This is a genomic window from Curtobacterium sp. PhB170 (genome assembly GCF_003752345.1).
GTDB lineage: Bacteria > Actinomycetota > Actinomycetes > Actinomycetales > Microbacteriaceae > Curtobacterium.
Genome location: NZ_RJUM01000008.1, coordinates 302,801 through 318,858 on the forward strand (window position 1 = coordinate 302,801; position 16,058 = coordinate 318,858).

Consider the following 16,058-nt stretch of genomic DNA (forward strand, 5'->3'; position numbering starts at 1 on the left):
TTCGTGGTTTGAAATCTGCCGATCACTCTACCATGTACCTCGATCTGGACGTCGCCGCGACGGCTCCGCGCACAGGAGAATCGAAGTGATGACCGAACCCCTCGAGAACCCAGCCGACCAGTCCGCCCGGGTCGTCGTCATCGGTGCGGGGCAGGCTGGACTGTCGGTGGGATACCACCTGCGCCGCCTGGGGCTCGTGCCCGGCACCGACCTGGTGCTGCTCGATCGTGCCCCGAGCACGGGCGGCGCCTGGCAGTTCCGGTGGGAGGCCTTGCGGCTCGGCGCGGCGCACCGCGTGCACGACCTGCCGGGGATGCGGGCGATGGGGCTGCAGTTCGACGACGCCGATCGGTCACGACCCGCCCGGGACGTCGTGGGGGAGTACTACCGGCGGTTCGAGCAGCACTACGACCTGCGGGTCCGGCGTCCGGTGTCGGTGCCGTCGGTCTCGCGCACCGCGGACGGCCGACTGTGCGTCACGACCCGCTCCGCCGACGGCGCCGAGACCCGGATCCGCGCCGACGTCGTGGTGAACGCATCGGGCACGTGGGGCACGCCGTTCGTGCCGTGGTACCCGGGCCGAGGCGCGTTCAGCGGACGACAGCTCGACACGACCGAGTACCGCAGCGCCGCGGAGTTCGCCCGGCAGGACGTCGTCGTGGTCGGCGGCGGGACGAGTGCCATCGGTTTCCTGGTCGAGCTCGACGGTGTCGCGCGGTCCACCCACTGGTTCACCCGACGGCCGATGGTGTGGGCGGACTCGTCGTCGCTCGACCTCGAGTCGGCGGTCGCAGCGGTCGACGAGCAGGACCGGGCCGCCCGCGCCGGCGAGGTGTTGCCGAGCATCGTGAGCGGCACGGGCGTGCCGGTCTCGCGGCGGATCCGAGCGGGCATCGACCGCGGGGTCCTGCGCGACCAGCCGATGTTCACCCGGATGGACGAGACCGGCGTGGTGACGGCCGACGGCACGCACGTGCACGCCGACGCGGTGCTCTGGGCGACCGGGTTCCGGGCCGACCTGCGGCACCTCGCGCCGCTGCACCTGCGGACCGCGGCCGGCGGAGTCGTCGTGGCGGACGGGCGTTCGGTCGACGAGCCGCGGTTGTTCCTGGCGGGCTACGGGCCGCAGGCGTCGACGATCGGGGCGAACCGGGCCGGACGGCTCATCGCCCGCCAGGTGATGGACGTGCTCGCCGCCGCCTGAGCCGGTCAACCTCGCACCGTGCGAGGTTCGTCGTCCCGTGCGGCCTGGGTGGACTGCGCACCGTGCGAGGTTCGTCGGGCGGTGCGGGGTCGGCGGGCTGCGCACCGTGCGAGGTTCGTCGTCCCGTGCGGGGTCGGCGGGCTGCGCACCGTGCGAGGTTCGTCGCCCCGTGCGGGGTTAGCGGCTCGGTGCGAGGCTCTGTCGGCGCACCGAGCGGTCAACCTCGCACGGGCCCACAAAGCGCGCACCGTGCGCAGCACGACGGGGCGGCACGCCAGGCGGCAGCAGCACGCCAGGCCGCACGCCAGGCCGCACGCGGCGGCGGCAGGCGGCGGCGGCAGGCGGCAGCCCGCACGCCCGACGCACGCACGCCCGCACGCCCACACGCCCGCACACACCGCGGGTCAGGCGGGCAGGGGCTCCCGCACGCCACGACGGCGACGGGACGACGCCAGGAACACGGCGTCGAGCGAGAACCGCCCCGGGCCGGTCAGTGCCACGACGAGCGACCCGACCGCCAGGACGAGCACGTACTCGAAGCCGCCGTCCTGCGAGAAGAAGCCGGACGACGCGTGCGCGAGCAACCCCGCGACGACCATGTCCACGGCGAGCAGGACGCCCACAACGCGGGTGGCGACGCCGAGCACGAGCAGCACACCGCCGACGAGTTCGAGGCCGGCGACCAGGGGCGCGGCGACGTCGGCGAGCGGGACGCCCATGCCGGAGAAGCCCTGGGCGACGTTCGGGATGCCCTGGGCGAACTTCTGCGCGCCGTGAGCGATGAACACCACTCCGAGGACGATGCGGAGCGCGGTCAGGCCGATGGAGGTCGATGTCGTTCGCATGGCCACGACGGTAACCGGTGACGCGTCATCGATTCCCCCCGTCCGGGGGTCTGCCCGGACTTCACCAGAACATGCCCAGGCTGGGGTCCGCCGAAGGGCGGACCCGCTCTCAGGAACCCGTGGTGTCGGTGCCGCGGCCGGTCTGCTGCTGCAGGCGGTCGATGTGCTCCGAGGCCTCGGCCTTGGTCAGGTCGGCGGAGAGCTCCTCGCCGGCTTCGCGGGCCAGGGTGTCGAGGTAGCTGCGCTGGGGTCCGGTCATCGGCTCGTCACCGGTGACCCACTGCTCGGGGTCCTTGCTCGCCTCGGTCGACGGGTCCGGACGGGCGCCGCCGAGGGTCTCTTCTGCATCACTCATGCCGAGGACGCTACGCCGCACCTCCGACGCACCCCGCAGGCGCGTGTCCCCCGTCAGACCGGCGTGGCCGAGTACCGCACCAGGTCCGGACCGACAGCACTCGTCGCGATCGGCACGGTCCGTCCCTCGCGCCGGACCCAGATCGTCGCGGCCTGCTCGTCGATCCGCTCGACCTCGTGCAGCGATCCGTCGAGCAGCACGGTCGCGGACACCACGACCCGGCCGCTGGACGGCCGCGGGGGAAGTCCGGGGACGTCGTCGTCGTACGCCGCGTACTCGCCGGGCTGCAGGAACGGGGACACCGGAGCGGTCACGACCTCGAAGCCCTCGTCGACCTCGGCGACCGCCACGAGCCGCACCGCCTGGTCCGTCGGCAGGGGGACGTCGACCACCCAGGGCGCCTCGGAACCGGCCAGTGCGCGGAAGGCGGGCCGACCGTCGGGGGCAAGCCGTGCCTCCAGGCCGTCGATCCGGACCCGTCCGCGACCGCGCGAATCGGCGTAGAGACCCGGCTCGATGCCGGACTGCCGCGCCTCGATCCGGGTGATGACCACGCGGTCCGGGCGGTACCAGTCGCGGAGCGTCGACGGGTCGACCCACCCGACGCTGGGGACGCCGCGCGACAGCGCTGCCGACTCGTCGGCGGCGCGCTCGTCGAGCGCGCCCAGCGGGTGCTCGCCGCGCACCGCCACGAGTCCTTCGTGGCGGCTGCCCGCGACGGGCTCGTGGTCCAGCACCTCGACGCGCTTCGACACCTTGCCGCCGTGGCCGTCGAACGTGGCGAACGTCCGCAGGTCGGTGATCGTCATGACGTCAGATGCTACGACTCGTCGCCCCGGCGCGGCGAGGTCGGCACGAGCGCGTGCAGCTCGCCGGTGCACTGCGCGGGGTCGACGCCCTCGGCGGGACCGGCCGGACGGGTCGCACGACGCGGCTGCAGGCTGTTCCGCTGCGCGGACCGGGCCAGGCGATCGTCGACGACACCGTCGACCGGCGCTCCGGCCGAGCCGGCGAGGGACCGGCGGAGCGGCGGCCGCACGGGCTCGCCGCGACGTTCCTGGCCGGGGAGCGGACGCGACCGGCGGCCGTACAGCAGTTCGGACGAGTCGAGCAGCCACGGCACCAGCGCGACGGTGACGCCGTGCACGAGCAGGAGCTTCTTGCGGATGCGACGGCCGCGGTGGTTGTGGAGCAGGCCCTCCCACCAGTGACCGACGATGAAGATCGGCGTGTAGACGGTGACGACCTCGGAGCCGTGCTCGAGCCGGTGCGCCTTGATGTACTTGATGAGCGGCATCGAGATGTCGCGGTACGGACTCGGCACGATGGTCAACGGCATCCGGATGCCGTACTCGGCCCACTGGTCGCGGAGGTGCTGGGCGTCGGCGTCGTCGATCGCGACGTGGACCGCCTCGCAGCTGGCGTGCTCGGCGGCGATCGCGTAGTCGAGGGCCTTGAGCACGGGCTTCTGCAGCTTGTTCACCAGCACGACGGCGTGGTCACCGGTGGCGCCGAACTCGGTCTCGACGTCGGCCTCGATCTCGTGCGAGACGTCGCGGTAGTAGCGGTTCACGCCGAGCATGAGCACGTACAGGATCGGCATGATCAGGAACACGAGCCAGGCGCCGTGCGTGAACTTGGTGATCGTGACGATGACCAGGACGACGAGGGTGAACGTGGCCCCGATCGCGTTGATGGTGCGGGAGCGCACCACCTGCGCGCGGTTGACGGACGGGTCGGCGGTACCGGCCCGGTCCGCGCGCAGCAGGCGCGTCCAGTGCACGACCATGCCCGTCTGGCCGAGCGTGAACGACACGAAGACGCCGATGATGTAGAGCTGGATGAGGCTCGTGACGTTCGCCCGGTACACCACGAGCAGCGCTGCGGCGACGAGCGCCAGGACGATGACGCCGTTCGAGTAGATGAGCCGGTCGCCGCGGGTCGACAGGGCCTTCGGGGCGTACGAGTCGCGGGCCAGGATCGAGCCGAGCAGCGGGAACCCGTTGAACGCCGTGTTCGCGGCGAGGAGCAGGACCGCGGCCGTCGTCGCCTGGATGAGGAAGAACAGTACCGAGTTGTCACCGAACGTCGCCGCCGCGATCTGGGCGATGAGGGAGCGCTGCGGCGTCGTCGCGCAGTTCGCGAAGCCGACCAGGTCGCAGGCGCGTTCGGCGTAGTGCACGCGGGACACGAGCGCGAGCGTGATGAGCCCGATGAACAGGACGATCGCGATGCCGCCCATCGCCACCAGGGTCGCCTGCGCGTTCTTGATCTTCGGGCGCCGGAACGCCTGCACGCCGTTCGCGATGGCTTCGACGCCGGTCAGCGCCGAGCAGCCGGAGGCGAAGGCCCGGAGGAGCAGCAGGATGAACGCCGCCTGCGTCGTGTGCTCGACGTTGTCGACGGTGTACCCGGCGGACTCGGCGATCGGGGCGTGTCCCGCGGCGACCCGGACCAGGCCGGTGACGACCATCACGAAGACCGACGCCACGAACAGGTAGGTGGGGATGGCGAAGGCCTTGCTCGACTCCCGCACGCCGCGCAGGTTCGTGGCGGCGAGGAGCACGACGAACACGAGCGCGAGTTCGACGCGGACGTCGTTCAGCATCGGCAGCGCCGAGATGATGTTGTCCACGCCGGAGGCCACCGACACGGCGACCGTCATGACGTAGTCGACGAGCAGCGCGCTCGCGACGACCAGCCCGGCCTTCTCGCCGAGGTTCCGGTGCGCGACCTCGTAGTCGCCGCCGCCGGACGGGTACGCCTTGATGAGCTGCCGGTAGGACGCGACGACCACCACGAGCAGCAGCACCACGAGCGCGGCCACCCACGGTGCGAAGGTCAGGAACGACATCCCGCCGAGCAGCAGGATCATCAGGAGTTCCTGCGGTGCGTACGCGACAGAGGACAGCGGGTCACTCGCGAAGATCGGCAGTGCCAGGTGCTTCGGGAGGAGCTGTCCTTCGAGCTTCTCGGAGGGGAGGGGATCCCCGATCAGTCGCGCTTTCAGCGACCGGACCTCGTTCGTCACGAGCGGCAAACCTACTCAGTTCCGGGCGGGAGTCAACACGGGTGCCCGGGCGGTCATTCCCGCTCGGTCGCGTGTCGTCGATGCCGCACCCCGAGCACCCCTTGCGGTTGACGTCGCGTCAACCTCTACGGTGGGCTGCATGAGGGATCCGTCAGACATCGCCACCGCAGCTGCGAAAGCACCCCACGGCATCGCCGACGTGGCGCGATCCGCCGGGGTGTCGAGCCGCACGCTCCGCCACTACGACGCCATCGGGCTGCTGCCGGCCACCGCCGTCGGCGACGGCGGACTCCGCCGCTACGACGACCGGGCGCTCGTCCGGCTGCAGCGCATCCTGCTGCTGCGCGGCCTCGGCCTCGGGCTGCCCGACATCCGCCGGGTCCTCGACGGCGAGCAGGACGACGTCACCGCCCTCACCGCGCACGTCGCCTGGCTCGAACGCGAGCGGGACCGCCTCGCCCGGCAGCTCGCCGCCGTGCGCACCACCATCACCAGGATCGAGAACGGAGACACCATGAACGCCACGGACACCTTCGACGGGTTCGACCAGACCCGCTTCAAGCACGAGGTCGAGGAGCGCTGGGGAGCGGACGCCTGGCAGCGCGGCACCGCCTGGTGGGACGCGAAGGACACCGCGGGCAAGCAGGCGTTCCAGGACGAGCTGCGCGCGATCGCCCAGGACGCCGCAGCGCTCGCTGCGTCCGGCGACGGCCCGGGCTCACCGGCCGCGCAGGCACTGGCGCGGCGGCAGTTCGCGTGGCTCGCCGAGTCGACGCCGCCGGCGGACCTCACCGCGGAGCGGTTCCGGACACTCGCCGAGATGTACGTGCACGACGAGCGGTTCGCGCACGCCTACGACTGGGCCGGAGCGGGTGCGGCACGGGCGCTGCGCGACGCGATGGTCGCGTTCGCCGACGCCGGGCTGTAGCGCGCCGACCGCAGGCTGGGGCGCGCGAACGGAACCGGGTTCCGGTCACGACACCACGGATCGGCGTGGCGCTGTGTCCGGAACCTGGTTCCGTGGGTGGGGCGGTGCGACGGGCGGCCGGGAGGCACGGGGCGCGACCGCCTGTCGGCCGCGGGCCGTCAGAGAGACTTGCGCAGGGCCTCCAGACCGTCACGCAGACGCGTCACGGTGTCCGCACGGAGCGTGCCGCGGGTCGCGCGTCGGCGCAGGTCCGCGCGGACCTGCTGCCGGAACGACGACAGCGCCATCTCGAGCTCGCGCAGGGCGCGGGCGCTCTCCGACGGCACCGAGACGGGGTCCTCGTGGGAACCGGTGCCGGGGCTCTCCGCCGAGGCGGCGAGGTCGGCACGGAGGGAGCGCATCGCCTCGCCGACCGAGGCGCGGACGCCGTCGGCCAGGGACTTCACCGAGTCGGCGACCCCGGACTCGACCGCGGCGATCTCGTCGGCACGGGCCGCTAGTTCGGTGCGGCCGGCCTCGGTGATCGCGTAGACGGTCTTGCGGCCGTCGGCGGTCTTCGAGACGAGGCCTTCTTCCTCGAGCTTCGCGAGCCGCGGGTACACGGTGCCGGCGCTCGGCACGTAGGTGCCGCCGAACCGGTCGCCGAGGGCCTGGATGAGCTCGTAGCCGTGCATCGGGTGGTCCGCCAGCAGCACGAGCAGGTACAGGCGGAGGTGGCCGTGGGCGAAGACGGGACTCATGCGGGCACCTCGCCGTCGTTGGTCGGGACCGTCGGGGGCACGGGCGCCGTCGGGGGGACCGGCGTGGTCGGGGGTGCCGGGGCGGTCGGGGGTGCGGTCGGCTCGGCGGCGACCGGCGGGGCGTGCAGCACCGCGATGTCGCCGGAGACCGAGTTCACGCGCAGGTCCAGCCACTGGCCGGCCAGCTCGCCACCCTGCTTGACGTACGAGCCACGCACACCGCGGATCTCGGAGTCGTCGAACTGCAGCTTGCCGGACGCCGTGCTGACGGTGCACTGGTAGGCGACGCCGTCCTCGAGCCGGACGCTCACGCCACCGGAGACCGTGTTGACGCGCGCCGACTCCGGCACGCCGTGCAGGTCGAGCACGACGTCCGCCGAGACGCCGTCCGCCTGGAACCGCGGGATCTCGCCAGTGGCCACGACGTCACCCGAGACCGTGTGGACCGTCAGGGCGCCGTCGAGTTCGCGGATGGTCGTCGCGCCCGACACGGCGTTGACCGTGACGTCGCCGGCGACTCCGTCGACGACGAGGTCGCCGGACACCGTGTTGAGCATCGCACCGCGGTTCGTGCCGGACAGCAGCGCACCCGCCGACACGACGCCGAGGTGCACCGAGGCGTCGCGGGGGACCAGGATGCTGACGTCCGCGTGGGCCTTGCCGCGGAACGACTTGAGGAACCCGATGGGGTCGTCCCACCGGATCTGCGGGTGGTCGACGGTGAGCGTGTCGCCGTCGACCTCGATCTTCAGCTGCTTGCCGGACACGCTGTGGACCTCGACCCGTGCGGTGGGTTCGTCGTGTGCCACGACGTCCACCTGACCACCGACGAGTCCGACACGGAGTGTGCGGACGATGCCGGTGTCGATGACCTTGGGCTCGTCGACGAGCCACTTCTCCTGCGTCATGTTGCTTCCTCCAACTCGCGATGTATCGCGTCTGTGGAGGTCACGCTATATCGCGAGTCGACGCTCCGCAAGGGTGCCGGGCGGATGGTGAGCAGGAATGGTCGGGTGGGGCCCTGCGACCCGACCATTCCTGCTCACGAAGCGTGCGCGACGGAGGTGGGACGCGCCTCCCGGACGACCCGGCGCTCGGGGCTCCACGGGAACCGGCGGAAGAACGGCATGAGCGGCTGCACCATCGGACCGATCGCGAAGGCGGCGATGACGGTGCCGGCGCCGACGTTCCCGCCGAGGATCCAGCCGACGATGACGACGGACACCTCGACCAGGGTGCGGGCGAGCCAGAGCGGCCAGCCGAGGCGCTCGTGCAGCCCGACCATCAGGCCGTCACGGGCCCCGGTGCCGAACCCCGCGCCGATGTAGAACGCCGTCGCGACGGCGAGCAGCGCCAGTCCCGCGGCGAACAGGGCGATCCGGGCGAGCAGGCCGGACGGCTCCGGCACGAGCCAGAGCACCAGGTCGGCGCTCGGCCCGATCGCCAGCGCGTTCAGCAGGGTGCCGATGCCCGGCTTCTGGCGCAGGGGGATCCAGAACAGCAGGATCACGCCGCTCGACACGACGGTGATGACGCCGAACGACCACGGCACCACGTTCTCGAGGCCCTGCGTCAGGACGGTCCACGACGAGACGCCGACGACCGCTCGGACCTGCAGCGCGGTGGAGGCGCCGTAGAGGAACAGGCCGACGAAGAGCTGGCCGAAGCGGAACGTGAGGGCGGTGCTGCGGGACATGGGTTCATCGTCGATGCGGATTGGACTGCTGGTCGAGAGCCAATCGCGCTACCGTGGACCCATGACACCCGTGCTGTTGAGTGCCCGATCTGCTGCCCTGCTGCTCACCGACTGGCGCGACGGCACCGACGCCCCGGCGTACGAAGCACTGTCCGACGCCATCCGGGTGCTCGTCATCGACGGCCGGGTCGCGCAGGGTGTGCGACTGCCGGCGGAGCGCGGACTCGCGACCGCGCTCGGCATCTCCCGCACGACCGTGGCGAACGCGTACGCCCGGCTGCGGTCCGACGGGTTCGTCGTGTCGGTCCGTGGCTCCGGCAGCGTGGTCCACCTGCCCGCGTCCCTGATCGGTCGTCCCGACCCGGAACGGCTCGGCGGGGTGGTCGACGGCGAGCTCCTCGACCTGCGGAAGGCCGCGCTGCACTCGGCGCCGGGGATGGCCGAGGCCGTCGAGCGGGCGGTGCGACACGTGCCCGCGGCGCTGGCCGGCATCGGGTACGACACCGTCGGCGACCCCGGGCTCCGCGCCGCCATCGCCGACCGGTACACCGAGCGCGGACTGCCGACCGATCCGTCCCAGGTGATCGTGACGATCGGCGCGCAGCACGCCATCGCGCTGCTCGCCCGGGTGCTCGTCCGCCGCGGTGACGCCGTGCTCGTCGAGTCCCCGACCTACCCGCACGCGCACGAGGCGTTCCGCGAGGCCGGCGGACGACTCGTCGGCGTGCCCGTCGACGCGCGGACCGGGTGGGACGCCGCCGCGCTCGAGACGACGCTGCGCCGGACCGCACCGGCCGTCGCCTACGTCATGCCCGAGCTGCACAACCCGACCGGTGCGACGATGACGGCCTCGACCCGCCAGCTCCTGCTGTCGGTCGCGGCGTCGGTCGGCACGACGGTGGTCGCCGACGAGACGATGGGCGAGCTGCGGATCGACGGCGCGCCGTCGCTGCCGCTTGCAGCAGCCGACCGGTCGGGGGCGTCGGTCGTGATGATCGGGTCGGCGGACAAGGTCTTCTGGGGCGGCCTGCGGATCGGCTGGATCCGTGCCGCGCCGGCCCTCCTGCAGCGGCTGCTCGCCGCCCGCCCGACGGGCGACCTCGGCACGCCCGTCCTCGACCAGCTGGTCGCGCGGGAGCTGGTCCCACGGACGGCGGCCGTCCTGGAGGCGCGGCGCGAGTACCTGCGACAGGGTCGCGACGACGTCGTGGGCGCGCTCAGGGCACGACTCCCGGAATGGGACGTGCCGTCGCCCGCAGGTGGGCTGACGACGTGGGTGGGCCTCGGCCGTCCGGTGTCGAGTGCGCTCGTGCTGGCCGCGCGGTCCGAGGGGGTGGTGCTGGCGTCCGGCGGCGTGTTCGGCCCGGACGGCGGGTTCGAACGGTTCCTGCGGGTGCCGTTCACGATGGCGCCGGCGGACCGTGGTCGTCTGGTGGACGTGCTCGAACGGGCGTGGGCTCGTGTCGGTGGGGAGTCCGCCGGGGTGCGGGGGTCGCTCGCCGCGGTGGTGTGAGCAGTCGTGGGGTCATCCTCTGGGGTGATGGGCCAGGGGCGTTCTCGCTCCGTGGGGTGATGTGCGCGGTGGCGGACGACGCGATGCTGATGCCATGAACGCGACCCTGTCCGCCGGTGCTCCGGCCGCTGCTGCGTCCCAGTCGTCCGCGTCACCGTCCGAGCCGTGCCCCGCGGTGCCGGCTCTGGTGCGCGTCACGATGGCCCTGAGTGGCGCACTGCTCGCCGGTGTGCTGACCTCGTTCGGGCAGACGGTGCCCGCGCTGTCGTCCGTCGCGAACTCCGCCGGCCCCTGGTTCCTGGTCGCCGTCGCGCTGTGCATCGGCGCCGGGGCCCGTGCCGGCCGGTTCGCCCTGCCGCTCGCGATGCTGCTCGGCGTCGTGCTGCTCGAACTCATGCACGTGGGCTACTGGGCCACGACGAACCTGCGCGGCTACCCGGACTTCCTGTCCGTCACCAACCTGTGGGTGCTGCTCGGTATCCCCGCCGGGCTGCTCGCCGGTGCGGTCGCCGTGTTCGTCCGCTCCCGTGACGCCCGCTGGCGTGCCGGAGCCTTCGGGGTCACCGCCGCGATCCTGATCGGCGAGGGGGTGCGGGCGCTGCTGCAGGTGGTGGCCACGACCGGCCCGGTGACCTGGGTGGTCGAGATCGCGGTCGGTGTCCTCGTGCTCGTCCTCGGGGTGGCCACCGCCCGGTCGTCGGTCGGCCGTGTGATCGCCCTCGGCACCGGGGTCGTCGGAGCCGTCGGTGTCCTCGGGCTCTACCTGCTGATCGGGGCCTGAACCCGGCCGCTCGCAGACGCGTCCTGCGAGGATCGATGACGTGCACCTCCTCTCGGTCTTCAGCCTCCGCAACCGGGCCCTCATCGCGCTCGTCACCATCGTCGTCGCGGTCTTCGGGGGCGTGGCGCTGACGAGCCTCAAGCAGGAGCTGATCCCCAGCGTCGAGTTCCCGCAGGTCGCGATCGTCAGCGCCTATCCAGGGGCGACGCCGGAGGTCGTGTCCAACGACGTCTCGACGAAGATCGAGCAGGCGATCCAGGTCGTCCCGGACCTCGAGTCCACCAGCGCGACCTCGTCCACCGGACAGAGCGTGGTGTCGGCGTCGTTCCAGTACGGATCGAACCTGGCGAGCGCCGAGGACAAGATCCAGACCGCGGTGAACGCGCTGTCGCTGCCCGACTCGGTGCAGACGCAGATCGTCACCGGGTCCTTCGACGACCTGCCGGTGCTGCAGGTCGCGGTCTCGGCGTCCGGCAACCAGGAGCAGCTCGTCGACCGGCTGCAGGCCTCGGCGATCCCCGACCTGGAGAAGCTCGACGGCGTGCGGCAGGCGGACGTCTTCGGCAACCCCGGCCGCCGGGTCGTCATCACGCCCGACAAGGACGAGCTCGCCGCTCGCGGTCTCAGCCAGACGGCGATCTCGGACGCACTCGACGACAACGGCACCCTGATCCCCGGCGGCACCCTGACCCAGGACGGCTCGACGCTGTCGGTGCAGACGGGCGAGCGGATCGCTTCGCTCGACGACATCCGTGCGCTGCCGCTGACGAGTTCGTCGAACTCGGGCACCGCCGACGGCACCAGCACCGGCGCGCCCACCAGTACCGCCACCGGTACTGCCACCGGTACTGCCACCGGTACTGGTGCCGACGCGGCCACCGGCGCTGCGACCACCCCGACGGACACCACGCTCGGCGACGTCGCGAAGGTCGCGATCACGGAGTCGCCGCGCACCTCGATCAGCCGCGTGGACGGTGAGCAGGCCCTGACGATCTCGATCACCAAGACGCAGGAGGCCAACACGGTCGACGTCTCGAAGACCGTGCGCGACGCCCTGCCGGGCATCGAGGACAAGATCGAGGGCGACCCCCGCTTCACCGTCGTCTTCGACCAGGCGCCCTACATCCAGCAGTCGATCGACTCCTTGGCCGAAGAGGGGCTGCTCGGCCTCGCCTTCGCGGTGATCGTGATCCTCGTCTTCCTGCTCTCGTGGCGCTCGACGCTGGTCACGGCCATCTCGATCCCGACGTCGGTGCTCCTGGCCGCGATCGGCATGCGCGCCGCCGGGTACACGCTCAACATCATCACGTTGGCCGCCCTGACGATCGCGATCGGCCGTGTGGTCGACGACTCCATCGTCGTCATCGAGAACATCAAGCGGCACATGGTCCCGGGTGTCGACCGCCACCGCGCCGTGCTGGATGCCGTCCGCGAGGTCGCCGGTGCCGTCACCGCCTCGACCCTGACGACCGTCGCGGTGTTCCTGCCGGTCGCCTTCGTCGCGGAGCTGGTGGGGGAGCTGTTCCGGCCGTTCGCCGTGACCGTCACCTTGGCGCTCGTGGCATCGCTGTTCGTGTCGCTCACCATCGTGCCGGTGCTCGCGTACTGGTGGCTCCGCCCGCCGAAGGCGAAACCGGGCGCCGCTGCGGCACCGTCGGACGCCGATCCGGCGCCCGAGCCGACGGCGGGCGAGCTCGCTTCGGCCGCGGACCTGCACGACGCCGGCGCTTCTGACCGTCTGCGTCGGGTCTACCTGCCGGTGCTCCGGTGGGTCGTGCGGAAGCCGGTCGTCGTCATCCTGCTCGCGGTCGTCGTCCTCGGCGGTACGGGCGCTGCACTGCCGTTCGTCACCACGAACTACCTCGGGGACTCCGGGCAGAACACGTTCACGGTGACCCAGGACCTGAAGGCGGGATCGAGCCTCGCCGTCCAGTCCGACTCCGCACGCAAGGTGGAGCGGGCACTGCAGGACGTCGAGGGCGTCGAGACCGTGCAGACCACCATCGGCACCAGCGGACAGTCGATCCAGGCGGCGTTCGGCGGCGGGGGCACGGCGTCGGTGCAGTACGCGGTCACGACCGACGCCGAGGCCGACCAGACGACGATCCAGTCGGACGCCCGGAAGTCGCTCGGCGCGATCGACGGTGTGGGTGAGGTCACCATCGCGTCCTCCGGAGGCGGGTTCGGGGGTAGCAGCGACATCGAGGTCGACGTGTCCGCGCCGACCCAGTCGCAGCTCGAGACGGCCTCGCGCCAGGTGCTGAAGACGATGCAGTCGGTCGACCACACCACTGGCGCCACGAGCAACCTCTCCGCAGCGGAGCCCTACCTCGCCGTCCGGGTCGACCGCGCGAAGGCCGCGTCCCTCGGGCTCACCGAGACCCAGGTGGGTGGCCTCGTCGCCGCCGCGGTCTCCCCGCGCGACACCGGCAGCATCGAGATCGACGACGCGACGCTCGACGTCTACATCGCCGACCCGGAGCCGCCGACGACGATCGCCGCGCTCCGCGCCCTCGACGTCCCGACGAGCACCGGCACCGTCCCGCTGTCCGACGTCGCGACGGTCGAGGAGTCCGACGGTCCGACCACCGTCACCACGACGAACGCGGCACGCACCGCCACGATCACCGTGTCGCCGGACGCCACGAACCTCGGTGCGGCCGTGCAGTCGGTCACGACCGCCGTCGACGAGCTCGACCTGCCGCGCGGTGCGACCGCGTCGATCGGTGGCGTCGCCGCCAGTCAGTCGTCGGCGTTCTCGCAGCTGGGCCTCGCGCTGGTCGTGGCCGTGCTTATCGTCTACGTGATCATGGTCGCGACGTTCCGGAGCCTGCTACAGCCACTGCTGCTGCTGGCGTCGGTGCCGTTCGCCGCGACCGGCGCGATCCTGCTGCAGATCGTCTCCGGCGTCCCGATCGGCGTCGCATCGCTGATCGGTCTGCTCATGCTCGTGGGCATCGTCGTGACGAACGCGATCGTCCTCATCGACCTCGTCAACCAGTACCGGCGGCGCGGCTTGCGGGTGCGTGAGGCGTTGATCGAGGGCGCGACACGACGCCTCCGGCCGATCCTCATGACGGCGATGGCGACGATCTTCGCGCTGCTGCCGATGGCGATCGGACTGACCGGCAAGTCCGGGTTCATCTCGCAGCCGCTCGCGCTGGTCGTGATCGGCGGGCTGGTGTCGTCGACGCTGCTGACCCTCGTGGTGCTGCCGGCGCTCTACTTCGTGGTCGAGGGCGCGCGCGAACGGCGGGCCGACCGACGGACGGCGATCGAACCGGCGACGGGCGAGGCTGCCTAGCGGCGGTACTCGGCGTCGATCGCGGCGAGGGGTGAGACGGCGGACCGGTCGGCGCGCTCCTCGCGCTCGACGGCCCGGAACCACGACACGAGCACGCAGGTCAGCGTGACGAGGAAGACGACCCCGGCGCCCTGCGCGAAGACCGCCAGTCGCCCGGTCGCAGCGGCGTACCCGCCGAAGGCCATGGTGGCGGCGAACGACAACCCGAGCAGCAACTCCGCGGAGGTCTGCAGCGCGGAACGGTCCCAGCGGGTCGCGGCGGCGCGTGCAGGGCGGGTCGAGGTGTCGGTCACCCCGGAAGTCTGCGACCTGGCGCCGGTCGGCAGTAGTCCCGACTCCGGGTGCCACCCACCCGGGGCACGCGGTGGTGCACGTGCGCGTGCGCGGTCCCGGTTCCGGTCGTCGCCCGGTCCCGTGTATCCGCGAAAGCGACACTTCTCCGCCGAACATCGGCGGCACAACGTCGCTCTTGCGGCACGAACGGTCGCTCGTCGGCGAGAAGTGTCGCTTCGGCGGCACACCGCCCCCGCCCCCGCAGCGCCTCAGCCCAGCTGGGTCCGCAGGAACGTCGCGACGCGGCGACTCATCGCCTCGTCGAGCTGCGCGATCGAGTGCGCCGTCCCCTCGACCTGCACGAACGTGACCGGCACGTCGTGTGACCGGAGCGTCGCCGCGAACTCCTGCGACTCCCACAGCGGGATGAACTCGTCCGTCGAGTGCCCGATGAAGAACGGCGCCGTGTCCGAGGTGACGTGGTACTCCGGCGACGCCCGGGTGGCCGCCGGACACGTCGTGTAGGTCCGGCAGCCGAGGTACAGCAGCTGCTTCCGCTGGAAGGACGCGGACACCCCGTCGGCCCGGGTCGAGCGCGCCGTCAGGTTCGTGGGGCCGCTCAGGTCGACGACCGCACGGATCCGGTCGCCCTCGGCGTAGGCGGCGGACTCGTGGTCGGTCACCGCGAGCATCGCCGCCAGGTTGCCGCCCGCGCTCCCGCCGAACACCCCGACCCGCTGGGAGTCGACGTCGTACGTGGACAGCGTCGTGGGGCGGAACACGTAGTCGAGCGCCCGTCGGACGTCGTCGAGGCCGGCCGGGAACGGGTCGGTGGGGGCGAGCCGGTAGTCGACGTTGAACGTGACGAAGCCCTCGGACGCCAGGTACTTGCACACCGACCGGTAGGCGGCGGTGGCCTTGTCGCCGTGTGACCAGCTGCCGCCGTGGATCATCAGCACCGCGGGCCGACCGGTGCGGGCCGCAGCCTCGGCGGGGTCGGCCGTCGGGGTGGCGGACGGCGTCGCAGTGGGGGTCGCGGTCGTCTCCGGGGCGCTGTCGGCCGGAAGGCAGACGTCGAGCCGCTGCAGGGGATCCGTGCCGTACGGCACATCGGCGACCACGTCGATGCCGTGGTACTGCAGGGACAGCGGGTAGATGACGCTGTCCGCGGTGACCGTCGCGTTCTCGTCGCCGACGGGGTCCGTACTGCAGGACGCGACCGCGCCGAGCGCCACGACCGCGGCGACGAGCGCGAGCACTGTGCGGCGGCCGGACTTCATCGGTTCCACGGTAGCCGCACCCGAGGCCGGCCACGTCACCCCAGCGGAGGAACCCCGACCGCGCAACCCGACGGCGGAACCGCCACAGTGCCAGGATGAGAGCAGGGG

The 16,058-nt window shown here is 72.0% G+C and carries 14 protein-coding genes; 5 read left to right on the top strand and 9 right to left on the bottom strand.

Annotation, left to right across the window (positions count from 1 at the left end):
• Positions 1 to 88: 88 nt before the first annotated feature.
• Positions 89 to 1,204, top strand: coding sequence for an NAD(P)-binding domain-containing protein (locus EDF40_RS01990; protein WP_123340142.1), 1,116 nt, complete (start codon positions 89 to 91; stop codon positions 1,202 to 1,204).
• A gap of 404 nt (positions 1,205 to 1,608) precedes the next feature.
• Here the strand turns inward: EDF40_RS01990 and EDF40_RS01995 are convergent, their stop codons facing one another.
• The 4 genes from EDF40_RS01995 to EDF40_RS02010 form a co-directional block, all read right to left on the bottom strand.
• Positions 1,609 to 2,049, bottom strand: coding sequence for a DoxX family protein (locus EDF40_RS01995; protein WP_123340143.1), 441 nt, complete (start codon positions 2,047 to 2,049; stop codon positions 1,609 to 1,611).
• 109 nt (positions 2,050 to 2,158) lie between these two features.
• Positions 2,159 to 2,404 carry a DUF3072 domain-containing protein gene (locus tag EDF40_RS02000; protein ID WP_123340144.1) on the bottom strand — a complete coding sequence of 82 codons (246 nt, stop codon included), beginning with the start codon at positions 2,402 to 2,404 and terminating at the stop codon, positions 2,159 to 2,161.
• A gap of 53 nt (positions 2,405 to 2,457) precedes the next feature.
• Complete coding sequence (locus EDF40_RS02005) at positions 2,458 to 3,213, bottom strand: hypothetical protein (protein ID WP_123340145.1); 756 nt, start codon at positions 3,211 to 3,213, stop codon at positions 2,458 to 2,460.
• Between the two features lie 11 nt (positions 3,214 to 3,224).
• Positions 3,225 to 5,444 (bottom strand): APC family permease, encoded by a 2,220-nt coding sequence (locus EDF40_RS02010; protein WP_123340146.1) that lies wholly within the window; start codon positions 5,442 to 5,444, stop codon positions 3,225 to 3,227.
• Between the two features lie 130 nt (positions 5,445 to 5,574).
• On the opposite strand from EDF40_RS02010, the gene EDF40_RS02015 reads away from it, so the two are divergent.
• Positions 5,575 to 6,363, top strand: a complete 789-nt coding sequence (locus tag EDF40_RS02015) for a MerR family transcriptional regulator (protein WP_123340147.1) — start codon at positions 5,575 to 5,577, stop codon at positions 6,361 to 6,363.
• Between the two features lie 158 nt (positions 6,364 to 6,521).
• Here the strand turns inward: EDF40_RS02015 and EDF40_RS02020 are convergent, their stop codons facing one another.
• The 3 genes from EDF40_RS02020 to EDF40_RS02030 form a co-directional block, all read right to left on the bottom strand.
• Positions 6,522 to 7,103 carry a PadR family transcriptional regulator gene (locus EDF40_RS02020; protein ID WP_111085559.1) on the bottom strand — a complete coding sequence of 194 codons (582 nt, stop codon included), beginning with the start codon at positions 7,101 to 7,103 and terminating at the stop codon, positions 6,522 to 6,524.
• Positions 7,100 to 8,011 (bottom strand): DUF4097 family beta strand repeat-containing protein, encoded by a 912-nt coding sequence (locus tag EDF40_RS02025; RefSeq protein WP_123340148.1) that lies wholly within the window; start codon positions 8,009 to 8,011, stop codon positions 7,100 to 7,102. Before EDF40_RS02025 ends, EDF40_RS02020 begins: the two co-directional genes overlap by 4 nt.
• Before the next feature lie 134 nt (positions 8,012 to 8,145).
• A complete protein-coding gene (locus EDF40_RS02030) occupies positions 8,146 to 8,799 on the bottom strand; it encodes a YitT family protein (protein ID WP_123340149.1) in 654 nt (217 codons plus the stop codon).
• A 61-nt stretch (positions 8,800 to 8,860) separates the two neighbouring features.
• On the opposite strand from EDF40_RS02030, the gene EDF40_RS02035 reads away from it, so the two are divergent.
• The 3 genes from EDF40_RS02035 to EDF40_RS02045 all read left to right on the top strand — a co-directional run bounded on the left by EDF40_RS02035 (position 8,861) and on the right by EDF40_RS02045 (position 14,397).
• Positions 8,861 to 10,312 carry a PLP-dependent aminotransferase family protein gene (locus EDF40_RS02035; protein WP_123340150.1) on the top strand — a complete coding sequence of 484 codons (1,452 nt, stop codon included), beginning with the start codon at positions 8,861 to 8,863 and terminating at the stop codon, positions 10,310 to 10,312.
• 94 nt (positions 10,313 to 10,406) lie between these two features.
• Positions 10,407 to 11,093, top strand: a complete 687-nt coding sequence (locus tag EDF40_RS02040) for a DUF6518 family protein (protein WP_123340151.1) — start codon at positions 10,407 to 10,409, stop codon at positions 11,091 to 11,093.
• Positions 11,094 to 11,133: 40 nt separating this feature from the next.
• Entirely contained in the window at positions 11,134 to 14,397 is a 3,264-nt protein-coding gene (locus EDF40_RS02045; protein WP_123340152.1) for an efflux RND transporter permease subunit, read from the top strand.
• On the opposite strand, the gene EDF40_RS02050 is transcribed toward EDF40_RS02045, so the two are convergent.
• Positions 14,394 to 14,690, bottom strand: coding sequence for a hypothetical protein (locus EDF40_RS02050; RefSeq protein ID WP_123340153.1), 297 nt, complete (start codon positions 14,688 to 14,690; stop codon positions 14,394 to 14,396). The two genes, EDF40_RS02045 and EDF40_RS02050, sit on opposite strands and share 4 nt — an antisense overlap.
• A gap of 249 nt (positions 14,691 to 14,939) precedes the next feature.
• Positions 14,940 to 15,950: an alpha/beta hydrolase gene (locus EDF40_RS02055; protein WP_123340154.1), complete on the bottom strand. Its 1,011-nt coding sequence runs from the start codon at positions 15,948 to 15,950 to the stop codon at positions 14,940 to 14,942.
• Positions 15,951 to 16,058: the final 108 nt, after the last annotated feature.

Excerpts from the sequence above, each read along its gene's own strand:
- EDF40_RS01990 (WP_123340142.1), top strand. The coding sequence starts at position 89 with ATGACCGAACCCCTCGAGAACCCAGCCGACCAGTCCGCCCGGGTCGTC.
- EDF40_RS01995 (WP_123340143.1), bottom strand. The coding sequence starts at position 2,049 with ATGCGAACGACATCGACCTCCATCGGCCTGACCGCGCTCCGCATCGTC.
- EDF40_RS02000 (WP_123340144.1), bottom strand. The coding sequence starts at position 2,404 with ATGAGTGATGCAGAAGAGACCCTCGGCGGCGCCCGTCCGGACCCGTCG.
- EDF40_RS02005 (WP_123340145.1), bottom strand. The coding sequence starts at position 3,213 with ATGACGATCACCGACCTGCGGACGTTCGCCACGTTCGACGGCCACGGC.
- EDF40_RS02015 (WP_123340147.1), top strand. The coding sequence starts at position 5,575 with ATGAGGGATCCGTCAGACATCGCCACCGCAGCTGCGAAAGCACCCCAC.
- EDF40_RS02020 (WP_111085559.1), bottom strand. The coding sequence starts at position 7,103 with ATGAGTCCCGTCTTCGCCCACGGCCACCTCCGCCTGTACCTGCTCGTG.
- EDF40_RS02025 (WP_123340148.1), bottom strand. The coding sequence starts at position 8,011 with ATGACGCAGGAGAAGTGGCTCGTCGACGAGCCCAAGGTCATCGACACC.
- EDF40_RS02030 (WP_123340149.1), bottom strand. The coding sequence starts at position 8,799 with ATGTCCCGCAGCACCGCCCTCACGTTCCGCTTCGGCCAGCTCTTCGTC.
- EDF40_RS02035 (WP_123340150.1), top strand. The coding sequence starts at position 8,861 with ATGACACCCGTGCTGTTGAGTGCCCGATCTGCTGCCCTGCTGCTCACC.
- EDF40_RS02040 (WP_123340151.1), top strand. The coding sequence starts at position 10,407 with ATGAACGCGACCCTGTCCGCCGGTGCTCCGGCCGCTGCTGCGTCCCAG.
- EDF40_RS02055 (WP_123340154.1), bottom strand. The coding sequence starts at position 15,950 with ATGAAGTCCGGCCGCCGCACAGTGCTCGCGCTCGTCGCCGCGGTCGTG.